Origin of the sequence: Streptomyces sp. NPDC051286, assembly GCF_044455345.1 — a bacterium.
Lineage (GTDB): Bacteria > Actinomycetota > Actinomycetes > Streptomycetales > Streptomycetaceae > Streptomyces.
Genome location: NZ_JBITER010000011.1, coordinates 193911 through 211840 on the forward strand (window position 1 = coordinate 193911; position 17930 = coordinate 211840).

Consider the following 17930-nt stretch of genomic DNA (forward strand, 5'->3'; position numbering starts at 1 on the left):
GGGAGTTGAAGAAGGACCGGATGCTGTGCCGGGCAGGTGCCGTCGCGACGGTCATCTACCTCGGCTTCTCTCTCGGGCAGGGGGAGGCACGTATACCTCTGCCCAGGACCCTACACCCGTGCCCGGACGGCAGTTCGGGTACCGCGCTGAATCGCCGTTCAGTGGCAGAGTCCGGCCTCGTGCTCCGCGTGCCCGCTCGGCTCCAGTTGGAACGTGCAGTGCTCGACGTCGAAGTGGTCGCCGAGACAGCCCTGCAGCTCGTGCAGCAGCTTTTCGTGCCCCATCGAGTCGAGCAGCTCCTGCTGCACCACCACATGGGCGGAGAGCACCGGCATCCCCGAGGTGATGGTCCAGGCATGCAGGTCATGGACGTCCAGCACCCCGGGCAGGGCGGTGATGTGGGCCCGTACCTCGCCCATGTCGACGCCCTTGGGGGCCGCCTCCAGCAGCACATTGAGCGTCTCCCGGAGCAGCTTGACCGTACGGGGGACGATCATCAGACCGATGAGCAGCGAGGCGATCGGGTCGGCGGCCTGCCAGCCGGTGGCCAGGATGATGCCGGCTGAGACCAGCACGGTGACCGAGCCGAGTGCGTCGGCGAGCACCTCCAGATAGGCGCCGCGCACATTGAGGCTGTCCTTCTGCCCGCGCACCAGGAGCGACAGGGAGACCATGTTGGCCGTCAGGCCGACGAGGGCGAAGACGATCGTCAGTCCGCCCCGGGTCTCGACGGGCGTGATGAAGCGCCCGACCGCTTCGTAGAGCAGATAGCCGCCCACACCGAGCAGCAGCAGGCAGTTGGCCAGAGCGGCGAGGATCTCGGCCCGGGCGTAGCCGAAGGTTCGATTGAGTCCGGCAGGCTTGTTGGCGAAGTGGATCGCCAGCAGCGCCATGCCCAGCCCCAGCGCATCGGTCGCCATATGGGCGGCGTCGGCGATCAGTGCGAGCGAGTCGGAGAGCAGACCACCGATGATCTCCAGGACCATCACGGTGAGTGTGATGTACAGCGCGATCCGCAGCCGTCCCTTGTACGCGGCGGCAGCGGTGCCGGTGGGCGGCGGCCCGCCGTGCGAGTGCCCGTGATCGTGCCCTGCCCCCATGGGGACGCCTCCGGTCGTCTTGCGGAACCGGACCCGTATCGGCCCGAGAAGGCCAGTGAACTACGGGTAGGGGGTATCGGGCAACACGGCATTGAACACCGTTGTCGTGTGCTCTGACCTGCGGAAACGATTGCTGGTCAGGGCGGTGCACCGTTCAGGCGCCGATCATGTGACGAGTGCCTCGAGGTGGCGCAGGCGCCAGCCCTCCCAGGCCGACTCGACCACGGCCTCCAGCAGGACGGTCAGCCCCGGCACGTTCTCCCGGCAGGAGAGCAGTGGCTTCTCGACGGATTCGCCCACCCGTTTCTTCGCTGCGAGATGCACCACATCCGTCGCCGCGTGCTCGGCGAGCGTACGGTCGAGCAGCGCACGGTCGGCGGCCGAGCCGCGGATCAGTGGTACATCGGCCGGGAGCCGGTCGCGGATGCCGGTCGACAGGTCGTCGAGCACGACCACCCGCTCCCCGGCAGCCGCCACGACCCGAACCGCATGTGCCCCGATATGTCCCGTTCCGCCTGTGATCAGCCATGTCATACCCGTCAGCCTGGGTCTGTGCCGCTGCGGCGTGTGAGCCGAGGCGGAGCCCGGTACCCCCGCGGTTTGTGAGCCGGGGCCGGGATCGACGATGATGATCGCGGGCGGCGCCGCATGATGCCGGTCCGCCCCGAACGGAGCATAAACGGGCAGTGAACTCCCGCTTCCGTTCATCCGATAGCCTCTGCCGACGTGCCGCCGGCCCGCATCCGGGCCGCACTGTCGCGCGCCGACCCTGTCAGCACCAAGGAGTGAGTTCGTCTGTCGACCGCCATCCTCACCGGTGCACCGGTACCCGGATCGTCGCTCGCGGACGATCTGAGGTCGCTGGGCTTCGACGTGCAGGCCGCCGCTGATGTCACCGAGGCCGCCGAGCTGCTCTCCGCGGCTCCCGCCGACGCCCGCGTCGCGCTCGTCGATCCCCGCTTCGTCGGACACGTCCACGCCCTCCGGCTCGGACTGACCGACCCCCGCTTCCCCGCCGCCACCGTCCCCGGTGCGCTCACCGCGCAGCCGGAGGCGCGTCCCGCGCTCGCCCGCGCTCTGCACAGCGCGACCGCGGCCGTCGGTGCGGGCGTCCCCCTGCGGCCGGCCGGCGCCACGGACACCGTGCCCGTCACCGACCGCACCGTGCCGGGCCGCCTCGCCGTCGCGCTGGAGGCCGAGGGCACCGCCGTGCAGCGCCCGGAACTCGGCTCGCTCGTCGCGGCCGTCCCCGTCGACCGGGCCGCCCGCGCCACCGCGCAGTCCGCGGTGGCCGCGGTCGACGACGAGGCGGTACGGCTGCGCAGCGCCGTGAAGGCCCGCGACGGCTTCTTCACCACTTACTTCATCAGCCCGTACTCGCGCTACATCGCCCGCTGGTGCGCACGCCGCGGCCTCACCCCGAACCAGGTCACCACCGCCTCCCTGGTCACCGCGCTGATCGCGGCGGGCTGCGCGGCGACCGGCAGCCGCGGCGGGTACATCGCCGCCGGACTGCTGCTGCTCCTCTCCTTCGTCCTGGACTGCACCGACGGGCAGCTCGCCCGCTACTCGCTGCAGTACTCGACGATGGGCGCCTGGCTGGACGCCACGTTCGACCGGGCCAAGGAGTACGCGTACTACGCGGGCCTCGCCCTCGGCGCGGCCCGCAACGGCGACGACGTATGGGCGCTTGCCCTCGGCGCGATGGTGCTGCAGACCTGCCGCCATGTCGTCGACTTCTCGTTCAACGAGGCCAACCACGACGCGGTCGCCAATTCGAGCCCGACGGCGGCCCTCTCCGACAAGCTCGACAGCGTCGGCTGGACGGTCTGGCTGCGCCGGATGATAGTGCTGCCGATCGGCGAGCGCTGGGCGATGATCGCCGTGCTGACCGCGGTGACGACCCCGCGGATCGTCTTCTACGCTCTGCTGATCGGCTGCTCCGTCGCCGCCTGCTACACCACCGCCGGCCGCCTGCTGCGCTCGTTGACCCGCAAGGCGCAGCGCACCGACCGGGCCGCCCAGGCGCTTGCCGACCTCGCGGACTCCGGGCCGCTGGCCGGCCTCGTCGCGGCGAGGGGACCCCGTATCCGGGGCGGATGGGCCGCCCCGGTGGTGGCCCTCGTCGGTGCGGCCGCCCTGATCGGCGCCGCTTTGCTGCAGCCGTTCGGCAGCCGGCAGATGATCGTCGCCGCGGTGTTCTACGCGGTCTGCTCCGGCGTCGCCGTCGCCCGCCCCCTCAAGGGCGCACTCGACTGGCTCGTGCCCCCGATATTCCGGGCGGCGGAGTACTGCGCGATCCTTGCTCTGGCCGCCCGCAGCGGTGTCGATCAAGCCCTTCCTGCGGCTTTCGGACTGGTTTCGGCCGTTGCCTACCATCACTACGACACGGTGTACCGCATTCGCGGGGGCACCGGCGCGCCGCCCCGGTGGCTGGTGCGAACGATCGGTGGGCACGAGGGCCGGACCCTGGTGGTGGCCGTACTCGCCGCCGTACTCACTCAGCATTCAGGTTTCACCATGGCACTCACCGCTCTCGCGGTGGCCGTGGCCGTGGTGGTGCTCGCCGAGTCCATCCGCTTCTGGGTGTCCTCCGGAGCACCTGCCGTTCACGACGAAGGAGAACCCGCATGATCGGCCTCGTACTCGCAGCCGGTGCAGGACGGCGTTTGCGCCCCTACACCGACACGCTTCCGAAGGCCCTCGTGCCGGTCGACGGCGAGAAGACCGTGCTCGACCTGACGCTCGCCAACTTCGCGGAGATCGGTCTCACCGAGGCCGCGATCGTCGTCGGCTACCGCAAGGAGGCCGTGTACGACCGCAAGGCCGAGCTGGAGGCGAAGTACGGCCTGACGCTCACCCTCGTCGACAACGACAAGGCCGAGGAGTGGAACAACGCCTACTCCCTGTGGTGTGCCCGTGAGGTCTTGAAGCGGGGCGTCATCCTCGCCAACGGCGACACCGTGCACCCGGTCTCCGTGGAGAAGACGCTCCTCGCCGCCCGCGGCAACGGACAGAAGATCATCCTCGCCCTCGACACGGTGAAGAACCTCGGCGACGAGGAGATGAAGGTCGTCACCGACGGTGACAAGGGCGTCCAGCGCATCACCAAGCTGATGGACCCGGCCACGGCGACCGGCGAGTACATCGGCGTGACCCTGATCGAGCCCGAGGCCGCCGAGGAACTCGCCGACGCCCTGAAGGCGACGTATCTGCGCGACCCCGACCTCTACTACGAGGACGGCTACCAGGAGCTCGTCAACCGCGGCTTCACCGTCGATGTGGCCCCCATCGGCGAAGTGACATGGGTCGAGATCGACAACCACGACGACCTCGCGAAGGGCCGTGAGATCGCATGCCAGTACTGAGCAGGCTCATCCCGTCCCCGGTCGTCGTCGACATCCGCCGCGGCGCCCTGGACGACCTGGCCGGCCTTCTCGCCGACCAGCGGATCTCCGCTTCCGGCAAGCTCGCCGTCGCGATCAGCGGCGGGTCGGGCCGGGTCCTGCGCGAGCGGCTGTCCCCGGTGCTGCCTGGCGCCGATTGGTATGAGGTCGCCGACGGCACGATCGACTCCGCCGTGCGGCTCGCCGACGAGATCAAGGGCAACCGGTACGACGCCGTGGTCGGCCTCGGCGGCGGCAAGATCATCGACGTGGCGAAGTACGCCGCGGCGCGCGTCGGCATGCCGATGGTCGCGGTTGCGACGAACCTCTCGCACGACGGTCTCTGCTCGCCCGTGGCGACCCTGGACAACGACAACGGGCGGGGTTCGTACGGGGTCCCCACCCCGATCGCGGTCGTCATCGATCTCGACATCATCCGCGAGGCGCCCACCCGCTTCGTCCGCTCCGGCATCGGCGATGCGGTCTCCAACATCTCCTGCGTGGCCGACTGGGAGCTCGCCCACGATGTCAAGGGCGAGGAGATCGACGGGCTGGCGGCAGCCATGGCCCGGCAGGCGGGTGAGGCCGTGCTGCGCCACCCCGGCGGGGTCGGCGACGACGCCTTCCTGAAGGTACTGGCCGAGGGCCTGGTGCTCACCGGCATCTCCATGTCGGTCGCCGGGGATTCCCGGCCGGCCTCGGGCGCCTGCCACGAGATCAACCACGCCTTCGACCTGCTGTACCCCAAGCGCGCTGCCAGCCACGGCGAGCAGGTCGGCCTCGGCGCCTGCTTCGCCATGTATCTGCGAGGTGCGCGCGAGGAGTCGCTGCTCATGGTGACGACCCTGCGCCGGCACGGGCTGCCGGTCCTGGCCGAGGACATCGGTTTCACCGCCGACGAGTTCGTCCAGGCCGTCGCCTATGCCCCGCAGACACGTCCGGGACGCTTCACGATCCTCGAGCACCTCAACCTGTCCACCGACCAGATCAGGGACGCGTACGCCGACTATGCCAAGACCATCAGTAGCTGAACTCCGTCCGGTCGTTCACCCGGAAGGTGTGAAAGACCGGCGCAGCGGTGAACACTGGGCCGGGCGCCTGTACATGCGGGAGATCTCGCTGCACATAGACCGGTACCTGGTGAACACCAAGATCACGCCGAACCAGCTGACCTACCTGATGACGGTCTGCGGCGTCCTCGCCGCCCCGGCCCTGCTGGTGCCCGGGATCACGGGTGCCGTCCTCGGGGTGGTGATGGTCCAGCTCTATCTGCTGCTCGACTGCATCGACGGCGAGATCGCCCGTTGGAAGAAGCAGTTCTCGCTCGGCGGCGTCTACCTGGACCGTGTCGGCGCCTACCTCTGCGATGCCGCGGTGCTGGTCGGCTTCGGCCTGCGCGCGGCCGATCTGTGGGGATCCGGGCGGATCGACTGGCTGTGGGCCTTCCTCGGCACCCTCGCCGCCCTCGGCGCTGTTCTGATCAAGGCCGAGACCGACCTCGTCGGCGTCGCGCGTCACCAGGGCGGACTGCCGCCCGTCAAGGAGGCGGCGTCGGAGCCGCGCTCGTCCGGTCTGGCGCTGGCCCGCAGGGCCGCCGCGGCGCTGAAGTTCCACCGCCTGGTGCTCGGAATCGAGGCATCCCTGCTGATCCTGGTCCTGGCGGTCCTGGACGCGGTCAGGGGCGACCTGTTCTTCTCCCGGCTCGGCGTCGCCGTCCTGGCCGGTATCGCCCTTGTACAGACGCTGCTGCACCTGGTGTCGGTCCTGGCATCGAGCAGGCTGAAGTGAGCACCCCCATGAAGCTCGGCGCGGTCATCATCACGATGGGCAACCGTCCTGACGAGCTGCGCGCCCTCCTCGATTCGGTCGCCAGGCAGGACGGCGACCGGATCGAGGTGGTGGTCGTCGGCAACGGCGCCCCGGTCCCGGACGTCCCCGCAGGGGTACGGACCGTCGAGCTCCCCGAGAACCTCGGTATCCCCGGCGGCCGCAACGTCGGCATCGAGGCCTTCGGCCCGTCCGGCGCCGACGTCGACGCGCTGCTCTTCCTCGACGACGACGGACTGCTGCCGCTGACCGACACCGCCGAGCTGTGCCGGCAGGCGTTCGAGCGGGACCCGAAGCTGGGGATCATCAGCTTCCGGATCGCCGACCCGGACACCGGCGTGACCCAGCGCCGCCACGTGCCACGGCTGCGCGCCGCCGACCCGATGCGCTCGTCGCGGGTGACGACTTTCCTGGGCGGCGCCAACGCCGTCCGTACCCAGGTCCTCGCCGAGGTCGGCGGGCTGCCGGGCGACTTTTTCTACGCGCACGAGGAGACGGATCTCGCCTGGCGGGCACTGGACGCCGGCTGGCTGATCGACTACCGCGCCGACATGGTGCTCAACCATCCGACCACCGCCCCGTCCCGGCACGCGGTCTACCATCGCATGGTGGCCAGGAACCGGGTCTGGCTGGCGCGCCGCAATCTGCCCGCGCCTCTGGTCCCCGTCTACCTCGGCGTCTGGCTGCTGCTGACGCTGCTTCGCAAGCCCTCGGGCCCCGCGCTGAAGGCATGGTTCGGCGGCTTCCGGGAAGGCTGGACCAAGTCCTGCGGACCACGTCGTCCGATGAAGTGGCGCACGGTATGGCGGCTGACCAGACTCGGCCGACCTCCCGTGATCTGAGAAGCTCTCCTCTGAGAGCATGAGGCGTATTTACTTCCTACGGAACCTGTCCGCCTGAACCGCGACCGCGACTGGCTGCGCATCTTGAATACGAGAGTTTCATCTGGTGAGTGACACAACCCATGACGGTGCGGTCGCGCTGAGCACCCCGCCATCCGCCGACGACGGCCTGAGCGCCGCCGCACTGGCAGGCAAGTACGGCCTGACGGTGAGCGGCGCCCGGCCCGGGCTGTTCGAGTACGTGCGCCAGCTCTGGGGCCGCCGCCACTTCATCATGGCGTTTTCCCGGGCCAAGCTGACCGCCCAGTACAGCCAGGCCAAGCTCGGCCAGCTGTGGCAGGTGGCCACGCCGCTGCTCAACGCGCTCGTCTACTACTTGATCTTCGGGCTGATCCTCGGCACCAGCAGGGGAATGAGCAAGGAGGTCTTCATCCCGTTCCTGGTGACCGGTGTTTTTGTCTTCACCTTCACGCAGAGCTCGGTGATGGCGGGTGTCCGGGCGATCTCCGGCAACCTCGGGCTGGTGCGCGCACTCCATTTCCCGCGTGCCTCGCTGCCCGTCTCGTTTTCGCTGCAGCAGCTCCAGCAGCTGCTGTACTCGATGATCGTGCTGGTGATCGTGGCCGTCGGCTTCGGCAGCTACCCGTCGCTGTCCTGGCTGCTGATGGTGCCCGCGCTGGCCATGCAGTTCGTCTTCAACACCGGCCTGGCCCTGATCATGGCCCGGCTCGGCAGCAAGACCCCCGACCTCGCCCAGTTGATGCCGTTCATCATGCGCACCTGGATGTACGCATCCGGTGTCATGTTCTCCATCACGGTGATGCTCAAGGACCAGCCGGAGTGGGTCGGCAGGGCGCTGCAGTACAACCCGGCGGCCATCTACATGGACCTGATCCGCTTCGCGCTGATCGACGGCTACGGCTCCGAGAACCTGCCGCCGCACGTGTGGATCGCCGGGCTCGCCTGGGCGGCCTTCATCGGCCTCACGGGCTTCGTGTACTTCTGGAAGGCAGAGGAACGGTACGGCCGTGGCTGAGGACAACACTTCGGGGCGCATCCCCACCGTCATCGCCGACGATGTGCACATCGTGTACCGGGTCAACGGCGCCGGCGGAGGCAAGGGCAGTGCCACTGCGGCGCTGAGCCGGATACTGCGCCGCGGCAAGGGCGACGCGCGGGGAGTCCGGAAGGTGCACGCCGTACGCGGTGTCTCCTTCACCGCCTACCGGGGCGAGGCCATCGGCCTCATCGGCACCAATGGCTCCGGCAAGTCGACCCTGCTGCGGGCCATCGCGGGTCTGCTGCCGACCGAGCGCGGCAAGGTGTACACGGACGGACAGCCGTCGCTGCTCGGTGTGAACGCGGCGCTGATGAGCGATCTGACCGGCGAGCGGAACGTGGTGCTCGGCGGTCTCGCGATGGGAATGACACGCGAGGAGATCCGCGAGCGCTACCAGGAGATCGTCGACTTCTCGGGCATCAACGAGAAGGGCGACTTCATCACCCTCCCGATGCGGACGTACTCCTCAGGTATGGCCGCCCGGCTCAGGTTCTCCATCGCCGCCGCCAAGAACCACGACGTTCTCATGATCGACGAGGCGCTGGCCACCGGTGACCGCAAGTTCCAGATCCGCTCCGAGAAGCGCATCCGCGAACTGCGCAAGGAGGCCGGCACGGTCTTCCTGGTCAGCCACAGCAACAAGTCCATCAGGGACACCTGCGACCGGGTGCTCTGGCTGGAAAAGGGCGAGCTGCTGATGGACGGCCCGACCGACGAGGTCCTCAAGGCGTACGAGCGGGAGACCGGAAAGTAGGCCCTCGGTCGTCCTCCCTCATCGCAGCGGCCTCCGCCGGAGCACTCCGGCGGAGGCCGCTGCGATGTCCGGATCGCGGGCACCCGGCGGGCGTGCGCCGGACTCTGCGCCACGCCAGGGGCGATCTCCTCCCGCCGGATGACGTCAATTTCCTTGCGTACGGCGAAGGTTGGTGGGAAGGACAACGTTGCTGCACTGGGTACTGCACCCGGGCGTATGGCTGAAGGTTGTACAACGTAAGCTGTACCGGTGCTGATTCGTGGCAAGTGGGGCGATACCGCCTGGGAGTACCGACCCTAGACGGTCCACCGCACTCAGGAGAGCGGGCGGCGTGTCCGGAATGGGATGTTTTGGGTCGGCAGTGTAGAACGGGAGATGTGACGGCAATGACGGAAAATCTCCAGCTCCGAGGTGTATACGCCGTCCCCGCGCCGGGCGGTCCGTGGTGACTCGTGCCCGGCAGGCGCGCCATGACGCCGCCGTACCCGCCACGCTCGACAAGGCCGCGGACGAGAACTTCCCTGTGGCCCCGTTCTTTCTGCCGCGCGCGTGGCGTGACGATCTGATGGCTGTCTACGGATACGCCCGCCTCGTCGACGACATCGGCGACGGCGACCTCGCCCCCGGCGGTGCCGACGCCCGCCACCTCGGACTCGACCCGGCGCAGACCGATGACCGGCTCGCGATGCTCGACGCCTTCGAGGCGGATCTGCACCGCGTCTTCGACACCGCGGGCGACGGCCCGCGCCACCCGCTGCTCCGCGCACTGCGCCCCACCGTGCGGCGCTGCTCGCTCAACCCCGAACCGTTCCTCGGGCTCGTCGAGGCGAACCGGCAGGACCAGAAGGTCCGGCGGTACGGGACGTACGAGGAGTTGCTCGCCTACTGCGAGCTCTCCGCCAATCCCGTCGGCCGGCTGGTCCTCCAGATCACCGGGACCGCGAGCCCCGAGCGGATCCGCCGCTCCGACGCCGTCTGCACCGCCCTGCAGATCGTCGAGCACCTCCAGGACGTCACCGAGGACCTCGGCCGCGACCGGATCTATCTGCCGGCCGAGGACATGGCCCGGTTCCATGTCACCGAGGCCGACCTGGCGACTCCCTCCGGGGGCGCATCGGTGCGCGCACTGGTTGCATACGAAGCAGAACGCGCCCGGAACCTGCTGAATGAAGGCACCCCCCTGGTGGGTAGCGTCCACGGCAGGCTCAAGCTGCTTCTCGCCGGATTTGTGGGAGGGGGGCGTGCCGCCCTCACCGCGATCGCGGCCGCCGGGTTCGACGTACTGCCCGGACCGCCCAAGCCCGCCAAGCCCAGCCTGTTGCGCGAGGTGGGAGTTGTCTTGCGAAGAGCGCGGAGAGAGGGGTGAGCCGGACCATGGAGGGACAGACGACGTACATGTCGGCGCCGGTACAGGCCGCATACAGTTACTGCGAGGCCGTCACCGGACAGCAGGCACGTAACTTCGCGTACGGAATCAGGCTGCTGCCTGCCGAGAAGCGGCAGGCCATGTCGGCGTTGTACGCCTTCTCCCGCCGGGTCGACGACATCGGCGACGGAGAGCTGGACCGGGAGACCAAGCGGACCCGGCTGGAGGGCACCCGCACACTCCTGAACCGGATCCGGGAGGGCGCGGTCGACGAGGACGACACCGACCCGGTGGCTGTCGCGCTCACCGACGCCGCACGCCGGTTTCCGCTGCCGCTCGGTGGGCTCGACGAGCTGATCGACGGCGTGCTGATGGACGTGCGCGGCGCGACGTACGAGACGTGGGACGACCTCAAGGTCTACTGCCGGTGTGTCGCCGGAGCCATCGGGCGGCTCAGCCTGGGGGTCTTCGGGACGGAACCGGGTGCGCCCGGCGCGGACCGGGCCGCGGAGTACGCCGACACGCTCGGCCTCGCCCTGCAGCTCACCAACATCCTCCGCGACGTCCGCGAGGACGCGGGCAACGGGCGTACGTATCTGCCGTCCGACGACCTCGCCAAGTTCGGCTGTTCCGCCGGTTTCCACCGGGCCACACCGCCGCCGGGCTCCGACTTCGTGGGCCTGGTCCACTTCGAGGTCCGGCGCGCCCGCGCCCTCTTCGCCGAGGGCTACCGGCTGCTGCCGATGCTGGACCGCCGCAGCGGCGCCTGTGTCGCCGCCATGGCCGGTATCTACCGGCGGCTGCTCGACCGGATCGAGCGGGACCCCGAGGCGGTGCTGCGCGGCCGGGTCTCGCTGCCGGGCCACGAGAAGGCGTACGTCGCGGTGCGTGGCCTGTCGGGTCTGGACGCGCGGTACATTTCGCGCCGGACGGCCCGGGGGCGTGTCTGATGCGTATCGCGGACAACTCGCGCAACATGTGCAACACGGACAATCGGTCTCTCCGGCGGGCGCCCCTTCGACGGGATGACGCGTCTCTGACTGAAACGACGTGCCTGACCGACATGACCAGCCCGGCCGGTTCGACCCGGCGGAAGCGGAGGGGGGACGCATGACCGACGAGGCCCTGCGCTCCTCCCGTGCCGTCGTGATCGGCGGCGGACTCGCCGGCATCACGGCGGCTCTCCGTCTCTCCGACACCGGGCTTGACGTGACCCTGCTCGAAGGACGGCCCCGGCTCGGTGGGCTCGCCTTCTCCTTCCGTCGCGGCGAACTGACGGTCGACAACGGACAGCACGTCTATCTGCGCTGCTGCACCGCCTACCGCTGGTTCCTGGACCGGGTCGACGGTGCCCGTCTGGCACCCCTGCAAAACCGTTTGGACGTGCCCGTTCTCGACGTCGGACGCCCCTCAGGGCCCCGGCTCGGACGGCTGCGCCGCAATGCGCTTCCCGTCCCGTTCCACCTCGCCGCCGGACTCGTCGGCTATCCGCACCTCTCGCTCGCCGAACGGGCGTCCGTCGGGCGCGCCGCGCTCGCACTCGGCCGCCTCGACCCGGACGACCCGGCGCTCGACACCATCGACTTCGGCAGCTGGCTGGCCCGGCACGGACAGTCCCCGCGAACCATCGAGGCCCTCTGGGATCTGGTCGGCGTCGCCACGCTCAACGCCACCGCACCGAACTCCTCGCTGGCCCTCGCTGCGAAGGTCTTCAAGACCGGACTTCTCTCCGAGCCCGGCGCCGCCGACATCGGCTGGGCGAGCGTGCCGCTCGGTGAGGTCCACGACACGCTGGCCCGCAAGGCGCTCGACGCCGCAGGTGTGCGGACCGAGCTGCGCACCAAGGCCGACAGCCTCTCCCGTACCGGCGACGGACGCTGGATCGTCGACACGGGCGCCGAACGGATCGAGGCGGACACCGTCGTCCTCGCCGTCCCTCAGCGCGAGACCCACGGCCTGCTGCCCGAGGGCGCACTCGACGCGCCGGACAGGCTGCTCGACATCGGCACCTCGCCGATCCTCAATGTGCACGTCGTCTACGACCGCAAGGTGCTGCGCCGCCCGTTCTTCGCCGCACTCGGTTCCCCGGTCCAGTGGGTCTTCGACCGCACGGATGCCTCCGGGCTCACCGGGCCCGGACAGTACCTCGCGATCTCGCAGTCCGCGGCCGACGTCGAGATCGACCTGCCCGTGGCCGAACTGCGCAGCCGCTACCTGCCCGAACTGGAGCGGCTGCTCCCCGCCGCCCGCGGAGCCGGCATCAGGGACTTCTTCGTCACCCGGGAGCGGACGGCGACCTTCGCCCCCGCCCCCGGCGTTGGCCGGCTGCGCCCCGGAACCCGCACTCGTATGCCCGGCCTCCATCTGGCCGGAGCATGGACGGCCACAGGCTGGCCCGCGACGATGGAGGGCGCTGTCCGCAGCGGGTTCAGCGCCGCAGGCGCCGCGCTCTCCTCGCTCGGCCGCATCCATGAACATCCGCTGCAGGAGGCGGCATGAGCAGTACCACCGGAACAAGAGGAGAGTCAGTGACCCCGGCGAATCCGGCTTTCGACACCGTGGCAGACACCGCGGACGTCAACGCGCTTCTGGAGCGCGGACGGGCCATGTCCGCTCCGGTGCTCCGGGCCGCCGTTGACCGGCTCGCACCGCCCATGGACACCGTCGCCGCCTACCACTTCGGCTGGATCGACGCTCAGGGTCGCCCCGCCGACGGCGACGGCGGCAAGGCTGTCCGCCCCGCGCTCGCCCTGCTGTCCGCGGAGGCGGCGGGCGCCGCCGCCGAGGCCGGCATCCCCGGCGCCGTCGCCGTCGAACTCGTGCACAACTTCTCGCTGCTGCACGACGACCTGATGGACGGCGACGAGCAGCGCCGTCACCGCGACACCGTGTGGAAGGTGCACGGCCCCGCCCAGGCGATCCTGGTCGGCGACGCGCTCTTCGCGCTGGCCAACGAGATCCTGCTGGAGCTCGGCACGGTCGAGGCGGGCCGCGCGGCCCGCCGGTTGACCACCGCCAGCCGCAAGCTCATCGATGGGCAGGCCCAGGACATCTCCTACGAGCACCGCGAGCGGGTCACCGTCGAGGAGTGCCTGGAGATGGAGGGCAACAAGACGGGTGCCCTGCTTGCCTGCGCCGTGTCCATCGGCGCGGTGCTCGGCGGCGCCGACGACCGTACCGCCGACACTCTGGAGGCCTACGGCTACCACCTCGGCCTCGCCTTCCAGGCCGTCGACGATCTGCTCGGTATCTGGGGCGACCCGGAGTCCACCGGCAAGCAGACCTGGAGCGATCTGCGTCAGCGCAAGAAGTCCCTGCCGGTCGTCGCCGCGCTCGCTGCCGGCGGACCGGCCTCGGAGCGCCTCGGCGAACTGCTCGCCGCGGACGCCAAGAGCAGCGACTTCGACAGTTTCTCCGAGGAGGAGTTCGCCGCCCGGGCGGCGCTCATCGAGGAGGCGGGCGGCCGGGAGTGGACCGCCCAGGAGGCCCGTCGGCAGCATGCGGTCGCCATCGAGGCGCTGCACGCTGTCGCCATGCCGGAAACCGTGCGGGCGCAGCTCACGGCGCTCGCGGACTTCGTCGTCGTACGAAAGAGATGATCACCATCCGCATATGACTCGCAGTCGCCGGCCGGTGCCCGTACCGGGCGCCGGCCGACGGAGACCCCAGCACAGCAGAGGACCAACTGCACGAAGGGGAAGCCATGACAGCGACGACCGACGGAAGCACCGGGGCTGTGAACCCCCGCGCAGCCTCGGCCAGCGAACCGACCGAATCAACCACCGCCGCAATCGACGTGCTCGCCGCCGCGCGGCGGGCTGCGGAACGCTCGGCGGAGCATCTCCTCGGCAGGCAGGACGCCCAGGGCTGGTGGAAGGGCGACCTCGCCACCAACGTCACGATGGACGCCGAGGACCTGCTGCTCCGTCAGTTCCTCGGCATTCAGGACCCGGCCACCGTCGAGGCGGCCGGACTTTTCATCCGCGGCGAGCAGCTCGTCGACGGCACCTGGGCCACCTTCTACGGCGGCCCGGGAGACCTCTCCGCCACCATTGAGGCCTACGTCGCGCTGCGGCTGGCCGGAGACCGGCCGGACGAGCCGCACATGGCTCGCGCCTCCGGATGGATCCGGGAGCAGGGTGGCATTGCGGAGAGCCGCGTCTTCACCCGCATCTGGCTGGCCCTCTTCGGCTGGTGGAAGTGGGACGACCTGCCGGAGCTCCCACCGGAGCTGATGTTCTTTCCGAAGTGGCTCCCGCTCAACATCTACGACTTCGGCTGCTGGGCCCGGCAGACCATTGTGCCGCTGACCGTCGTCTCGGCGAAGCGGCCGGTGCGGCCCGCGCCCTTCGCCCTCGACGAACTGCACACCGACCCGCTCGTCCCGAACCCGCCCAAGCGCCCCGCCCCGGCGGCCAGCTGGGACGGCGTCTTCCAGCGCCTCGACAAAGCGTTGCACGTCTACCACAGGGTCGCTCCGCGCCGGCTGCGCCGGATCGCCATGAACGCGGCGGCCCGCTGGATCATCGAGCGTCAGGAGAACGACGGCTGCTGGGGCGGCATCCAGCCGCCCGCCGTGTACTCCGTCATCGCCCTGCACCTCCTCGGCTACGATCTCGACCACCCGGTGATGCGGGCCGGCCTGGATTCGCTGAACCGGTTCGCCGTCTGGCGCGAGGACGGCGCCCGCATGATCGAGGCCTGCCAGTCACCGGTCTGGGACACCTGCCTCGCCACCATCGCGCTCGCCGATGCCGGAGTCAGCCCCGACCATCCCGCGCTCGTGAAAGCGGCGGACTGGATGCTCGGCGAGGAGATCGTCAGGCCCGGCGACTGGTCCGTGCGTCGACCTCAACTGGACCCGGGCGGATGGGCGTTCGAGTTCCACAACGACAACTACCCGGACATCGACGACACCGCCGAGGTGGTCCTCGCGCTGCGCCGGGTCCGGCACCCCAATCCGGCCAGTATCGAGGCCGCCATCGAACGCGGGGTGCGTTGGAACCTCGGCATGCAGTCCCGCAACGGCGCGTGGGGCGCATTCGATGCCGACAACACCAGCCCGTTCCCCAACCGGCTTCCGTTCTGCGACTTCGGAGAGGTCATCGACCCGCCATCCGCCGATGTCACGGGACACGTGGTGGAGATGCTCGCCATGGAGGGGCGGTCCGACCACCCCGCCGCCCGGCGCGGCGTCGAGTGGCTGCTCGCCGAACAGGAGGCGAGTGGTGCCTGGTTCGGCCGCTGGGGCGTCAACTACGTCTACGGAACAGGATCGGTGGTGCCCGCCCTGATCGCCACCGGGCTGCCCACCGCTCATCCGGCGATCCGCCGGGCGGTCGGCTGGCTGGAGTCCGTGCAGAACGACGACGGCGGCTGGGGTGAGGACCTGCGTTCGTACCGGGAGGAGAAGTGGATCGGGCACGGCTCGTCCACCGCCTCCCAGACCGCGTGGGCCCTCCTCGCCCTCCTCGCCGCCGACCGGCGGGACAGCACGGCGGTGGCCCGCGGCATCGCCTGGCTGACCGAGAACCAGCAGGCCGACGGGTCCTGGGACGAGCCGTACTTCACCGGCACCGGGTTCCCCTGGGACTTCTCCATCAACTACCACCTCTACCGCCAGGTCTTCCCTCTCACCGCGCTGGGGCGGTACGTGCACGGTGACCCGTTCGCCGCCCGCACGGCCACCCGTGAGGGGGCCTGATGGTCGATGCCCCGGGACCGCCCGGCTTCGCAGCGCCTCTGCTGATCGCCTGCGCGCTCGGTATCGAGCAACTCGCCCTGCGCAGCGGCAGTAGAAAGGCCGGCGACGCCCCGGGCCCGGTGACCGTGCTCCGTACGGGCATGGGTCCGAAAGCCGCCGAGACGGCCGTGGAACGCGTGCTCGCCCAGGACTGGGCGCACGGCTCCGCGGTCATCGCCTCCGGGTTCTGTGCCGGGCTCGCACCCGACATGCACCCCGGGGACCTGGTGGTCGCCGACGAGACCCGGGACACCGGGGACTCGACGGCCTGTACCGGCGCGGGTCTGCTCGCCGAGGCCCTCGCCAGGGCGGTGCCGGGCCGCACCGTCCACACCGGTCCGCTCACCGGTTCCGGCCATGTCGTACGCGGACATGAGCGGGCCGAGTTGCGGGCCACCGGGGCAATCGCGGTGGACATGGAGTCCGCCGCCACTCTTCGCACCGCCCTGCGCACCGGGCCGCGCCCGGTTGCGGCTGTACGGGTGGTCGTGGACGCCCCGGAGCATGAGCTCGTCCGCATCGGCACAGTACGCGGGGGAATATCAGCCTTCCGTGTTCTTCGTGCCGTCCTGCCGGCTTTCTATGAATGGCACCGATCTTTGCTGCTCCCCAGGAGGTGAGCTAGATGGCCATGCCGCTCCGTCAGACCATCAAGGTTGCGACGTACCTCATTGAACAAAAGCTCCGCAAGCGGGAAAAGTTCCCGCTGATTGTTGAGCTGGAGCCTTTGTTCGCCTGCAATCTGGCGTGCGAGGGCTGCGGAAAGATCCAGCATCCGGCCGGAGTCCTGAAGCAGCGGATGCCGGTGGCCCAGGCCGTCGGCGCGGTGCTGGAATCGGGTGCTCCGATGGTTTCCATTGCGGGGGGCGAGCCCCTGATGCACCCTCAGATCGACGAAATCGTACGGCAACTGGTCGCACGGAGGAAGTACGTCTTCCTCTGCACCAACGCGATGCTGCTCCGCAAGAAGATCGAGAAATTCACCCCCTCACCGTATTTCGCCTTCGCCGTGCACATCGACGGCCTGCGCGAGCGGCACGACGAATCGGTCGCCAAGGAAGGCGTGTTCGACGAGGCGGTGGCGGCGATCAAAGAGGCCAAGCGGCGCGGCTTCCGGGTCACCACGAACTCCACGTTCTTCAACACCGACACCCCACAGACCATCATCGAGGTCCTCAACTACCTCAATGACGATCTGAAGGTAGACGAGATGATGATCTCGCCCGCCTACGCATACGAGAAGGCGCCCGACCAGGAGCATTTCCTCGGCGTCGAGCAGACCCGCGAGCTCTTCAAGAAGTCCTTCGCGGGTGGCAACCGGGCCCGCTGGCGGCTGAACCACTCGCCGCTCTTCCTGGACTTCCTGGAGGGCAAGGCGGACTTCCCGTGCACGGCCTGGGCGATCCCCAACTACTCGCTCTTCGGCTGGCAGCGACCGTGCTATCTGATGAGCGACGGGTACGTCCCGACGTACCGGGAACTCATCGAGGAGACCGACTGGGACAAGTACGGCCGCGGCAAGGACCCGCGCTGCGCCAACTGCATGGCGCACTGCGGCTACGAGCCGACCGCGGTCCTCGCCACGATGGGGTCGCTGAAGGAATCCCTGCGCGCCGCGCGGGAAACCGTCTCCGGGAACCGGTGACGTCATGACCGCTGGAGAACCAGTCGCACTGGGTCTCCCCGAGCTGCCGGCCCGGCCGCTCGCGATGCGCCGCCCCTCGCGGCGCATCCAGGTCGGGTCGGTGGCGGTCGGTGGGGATGCGCCGGTGTCGGTGCAGTCGATGACCACGACGCGTACGTCGGACGTCGGTGCGACGTTGCAGCAGATCGCGGAGTTGACGGCGTCGGG

At 69.6% G+C, this 17930-nt stretch carries 16 protein-coding genes and 1 pseudogene; 15 read left to right on the forward strand and 2 right to left on the reverse strand.

All coding sequences use genetic code 11. From position 1 onward, the window contains the following. Window positions 1-158: 158 nt before the first annotated feature. Together ACIBB8_RS14535 and ACIBB8_RS14540 are read right to left on the reverse strand one after the other, a co-directional pair. Window positions 159-1100: a cation diffusion facilitator family transporter gene (locus ACIBB8_RS14535; protein WP_398951931.1), complete on the reverse strand. Its 942-nt coding sequence runs from the start codon at window positions 1098-1100 to the stop codon at window positions 159-161. A 219-nt stretch (window positions 1101-1319) separates the two neighbouring features. Then, window positions 1320-1634 (reverse strand): annotated as a pseudogene (locus ACIBB8_RS14540) (NAD-dependent epimerase/dehydratase family protein); the annotation flags it as partial. A gap of 339 nt (window positions 1635-1973) precedes the next feature. Here ACIBB8_RS14540 and ACIBB8_RS14545 point away from each other — a divergent pair. The 15 genes from ACIBB8_RS14545 to ACIBB8_RS14615 form a co-directional block, all read left to right on the forward strand. Further along, window positions 1974-3734: a DUF5941 domain-containing protein gene (locus ACIBB8_RS14545; RefSeq protein ID WP_398951933.1), complete on the forward strand. Its 1761-nt coding sequence runs from the start codon at window positions 1974-1976 to the stop codon at window positions 3732-3734. After that, window positions 3731-4468 (forward strand): sugar phosphate nucleotidyltransferase, encoded by a 738-nt coding sequence (locus ACIBB8_RS14550; protein WP_398951935.1) that lies wholly within the window; start codon window positions 3731-3733, stop codon window positions 4466-4468. Before ACIBB8_RS14545 ends, ACIBB8_RS14550 begins: the two co-directional genes overlap by 4 nt. Beyond that, window positions 4456-5517, forward strand: coding sequence for an iron-containing alcohol dehydrogenase family protein (locus ACIBB8_RS14555; RefSeq protein WP_398951937.1), 1062 nt, complete (start codon window positions 4456-4458; stop codon window positions 5515-5517). Before ACIBB8_RS14550 ends, ACIBB8_RS14555 begins: the two co-directional genes overlap by 13 nt. Beyond that, on the forward strand, window positions 5495-6274 hold the full coding sequence (locus ACIBB8_RS14560; RefSeq protein ID WP_398951939.1) for a CDP-alcohol phosphatidyltransferase family protein: 780 nt from the start codon (window positions 5495-5497) through the stop codon (window positions 6272-6274). Before ACIBB8_RS14555 ends, ACIBB8_RS14560 begins: the two co-directional genes overlap by 23 nt. Next, a complete protein-coding gene (locus ACIBB8_RS14565) occupies window positions 6271-7155 on the forward strand; it encodes a glycosyltransferase family 2 protein (protein WP_398951941.1) in 885 nt (294 codons plus the stop codon). The genes ACIBB8_RS14560 and ACIBB8_RS14565 overlap by 4 nt, the downstream gene beginning before the upstream one ends. A gap of 106 nt (window positions 7156-7261) precedes the next feature. Beyond that, window positions 7262-8191, forward strand: a complete 930-nt coding sequence (locus tag ACIBB8_RS14570; RefSeq protein ID WP_398951943.1) for an ABC transporter permease — start codon at window positions 7262-7264, stop codon at window positions 8189-8191. Continuing rightward, on the forward strand, window positions 8184-8969 hold the full coding sequence (locus tag ACIBB8_RS14575; protein WP_398951945.1) for an ABC transporter ATP-binding protein: 786 nt from the start codon (window positions 8184-8186) through the stop codon (window positions 8967-8969). Before ACIBB8_RS14570 ends, ACIBB8_RS14575 begins: the two co-directional genes overlap by 8 nt. Before the next feature lie 445 nt (window positions 8970-9414). Then, window positions 9415-10335: a squalene synthase HpnC gene (gene hpnC / locus ACIBB8_RS14580; RefSeq protein ID WP_398951971.1), complete on the forward strand. Its 921-nt coding sequence runs from the start codon at window positions 9415-9417 to the stop codon at window positions 10333-10335. 8 nt (window positions 10336-10343) lie between these two features. Next, complete coding sequence (hpnD, locus tag ACIBB8_RS14585; RefSeq protein WP_398951973.1) at window positions 10344-11285, forward strand: presqualene diphosphate synthase HpnD; 942 nt, start codon at window positions 10344-10346, stop codon at window positions 11283-11285. A 160-nt stretch (window positions 11286-11445) separates the two neighbouring features. Further along, on the forward strand, window positions 11446-12834 hold the full coding sequence (gene hpnE / locus ACIBB8_RS14590; protein WP_398951947.1) for a hydroxysqualene dehydroxylase HpnE: 1389 nt from the start codon (window positions 11446-11448) through the stop codon (window positions 12832-12834). Next, window positions 12831-13934 (forward strand): polyprenyl synthetase family protein, encoded by a 1104-nt coding sequence (locus ACIBB8_RS14595; protein WP_366137882.1) that lies wholly within the window; start codon window positions 12831-12833, stop codon window positions 13932-13934. The genes hpnE and ACIBB8_RS14595 overlap by 4 nt, the downstream gene beginning before the upstream one ends. Window positions 13935-14038: 104 nt before the next feature. Next, entirely contained in the window at window positions 14039-16039 is a 2001-nt protein-coding gene (gene shc / locus ACIBB8_RS14600) for a squalene--hopene cyclase (RefSeq protein ID WP_398951950.1), read from the forward strand. After that, on the forward strand, window positions 16039-16698 hold the full coding sequence (locus tag ACIBB8_RS14605) for a 1-hydroxy-2-methyl-2-butenyl 4-diphosphate reductase (protein WP_398951953.1): 660 nt from the start codon (window positions 16039-16041) through the stop codon (window positions 16696-16698). The genes shc and ACIBB8_RS14605 overlap by 1 nt, the downstream gene beginning before the upstream one ends. Window positions 16699-16703: 5 nt before the next feature. Next, a complete protein-coding gene (gene hpnH / locus ACIBB8_RS14610) occupies window positions 16704-17723 on the forward strand; it encodes an adenosyl-hopene transferase HpnH (protein ID WP_037698782.1) in 1020 nt (339 codons plus the stop codon). Window positions 17724-17727: 4 nt separating this feature from the next. Further along, on the forward strand, window positions 17728-17930 hold a 203-nt coding region (locus ACIBB8_RS14615), incomplete at its 3' end, for a flavodoxin-dependent (E)-4-hydroxy-3-methylbut-2-enyl-diphosphate synthase (protein ID WP_393308375.1).

Bases quoted from the DNA above. Each gene is read 5' to 3' on its own strand.
- ACIBB8_RS14535 (WP_398951931.1), bottom strand. From the start codon at position 1,100: ATGGGGGCAGGGCACGATCACGGGCACTCGCACGGCGGGCCGCCGCCC.
- ACIBB8_RS14550 (WP_398951935.1), top strand. From the start codon at position 3,731: ATGATCGGCCTCGTACTCGCAGCCGGTGCAGGACGGCGTTTGCGCCCC.
- ACIBB8_RS14555 (WP_398951937.1), top strand. From the start codon at position 4,456: ATGCCAGTACTGAGCAGGCTCATCCCGTCCCCGGTCGTCGTCGACATC.
- ACIBB8_RS14560 (WP_398951939.1), top strand. From the start codon at position 5,495: ATGCCAAGACCATCAGTAGCTGAACTCCGTCCGGTCGTTCACCCGGAA.
- hpnD (WP_398951973.1), top strand. From the start codon at position 10,344: ATGGAGGGACAGACGACGTACATGTCGGCGCCGGTACAGGCCGCATAC.
- hpnE (WP_398951947.1), top strand. From the start codon at position 11,446: ATGACCGACGAGGCCCTGCGCTCCTCCCGTGCCGTCGTGATCGGCGGC.
- ACIBB8_RS14595 (WP_366137882.1), top strand. From the start codon at position 12,831: ATGAGCAGTACCACCGGAACAAGAGGAGAGTCAGTGACCCCGGCGAAT.
- shc (WP_398951950.1), top strand. From the start codon at position 14,039: ATGACAGCGACGACCGACGGAAGCACCGGGGCTGTGAACCCCCGCGCA.
- ACIBB8_RS14605 (WP_398951953.1), top strand. From the start codon at position 16,039: ATGGTCGATGCCCCGGGACCGCCCGGCTTCGCAGCGCCTCTGCTGATC.
- hpnH (WP_037698782.1), top strand. From the start codon at position 16,704: ATGGCCATGCCGCTCCGTCAGACCATCAAGGTTGCGACGTACCTCATT.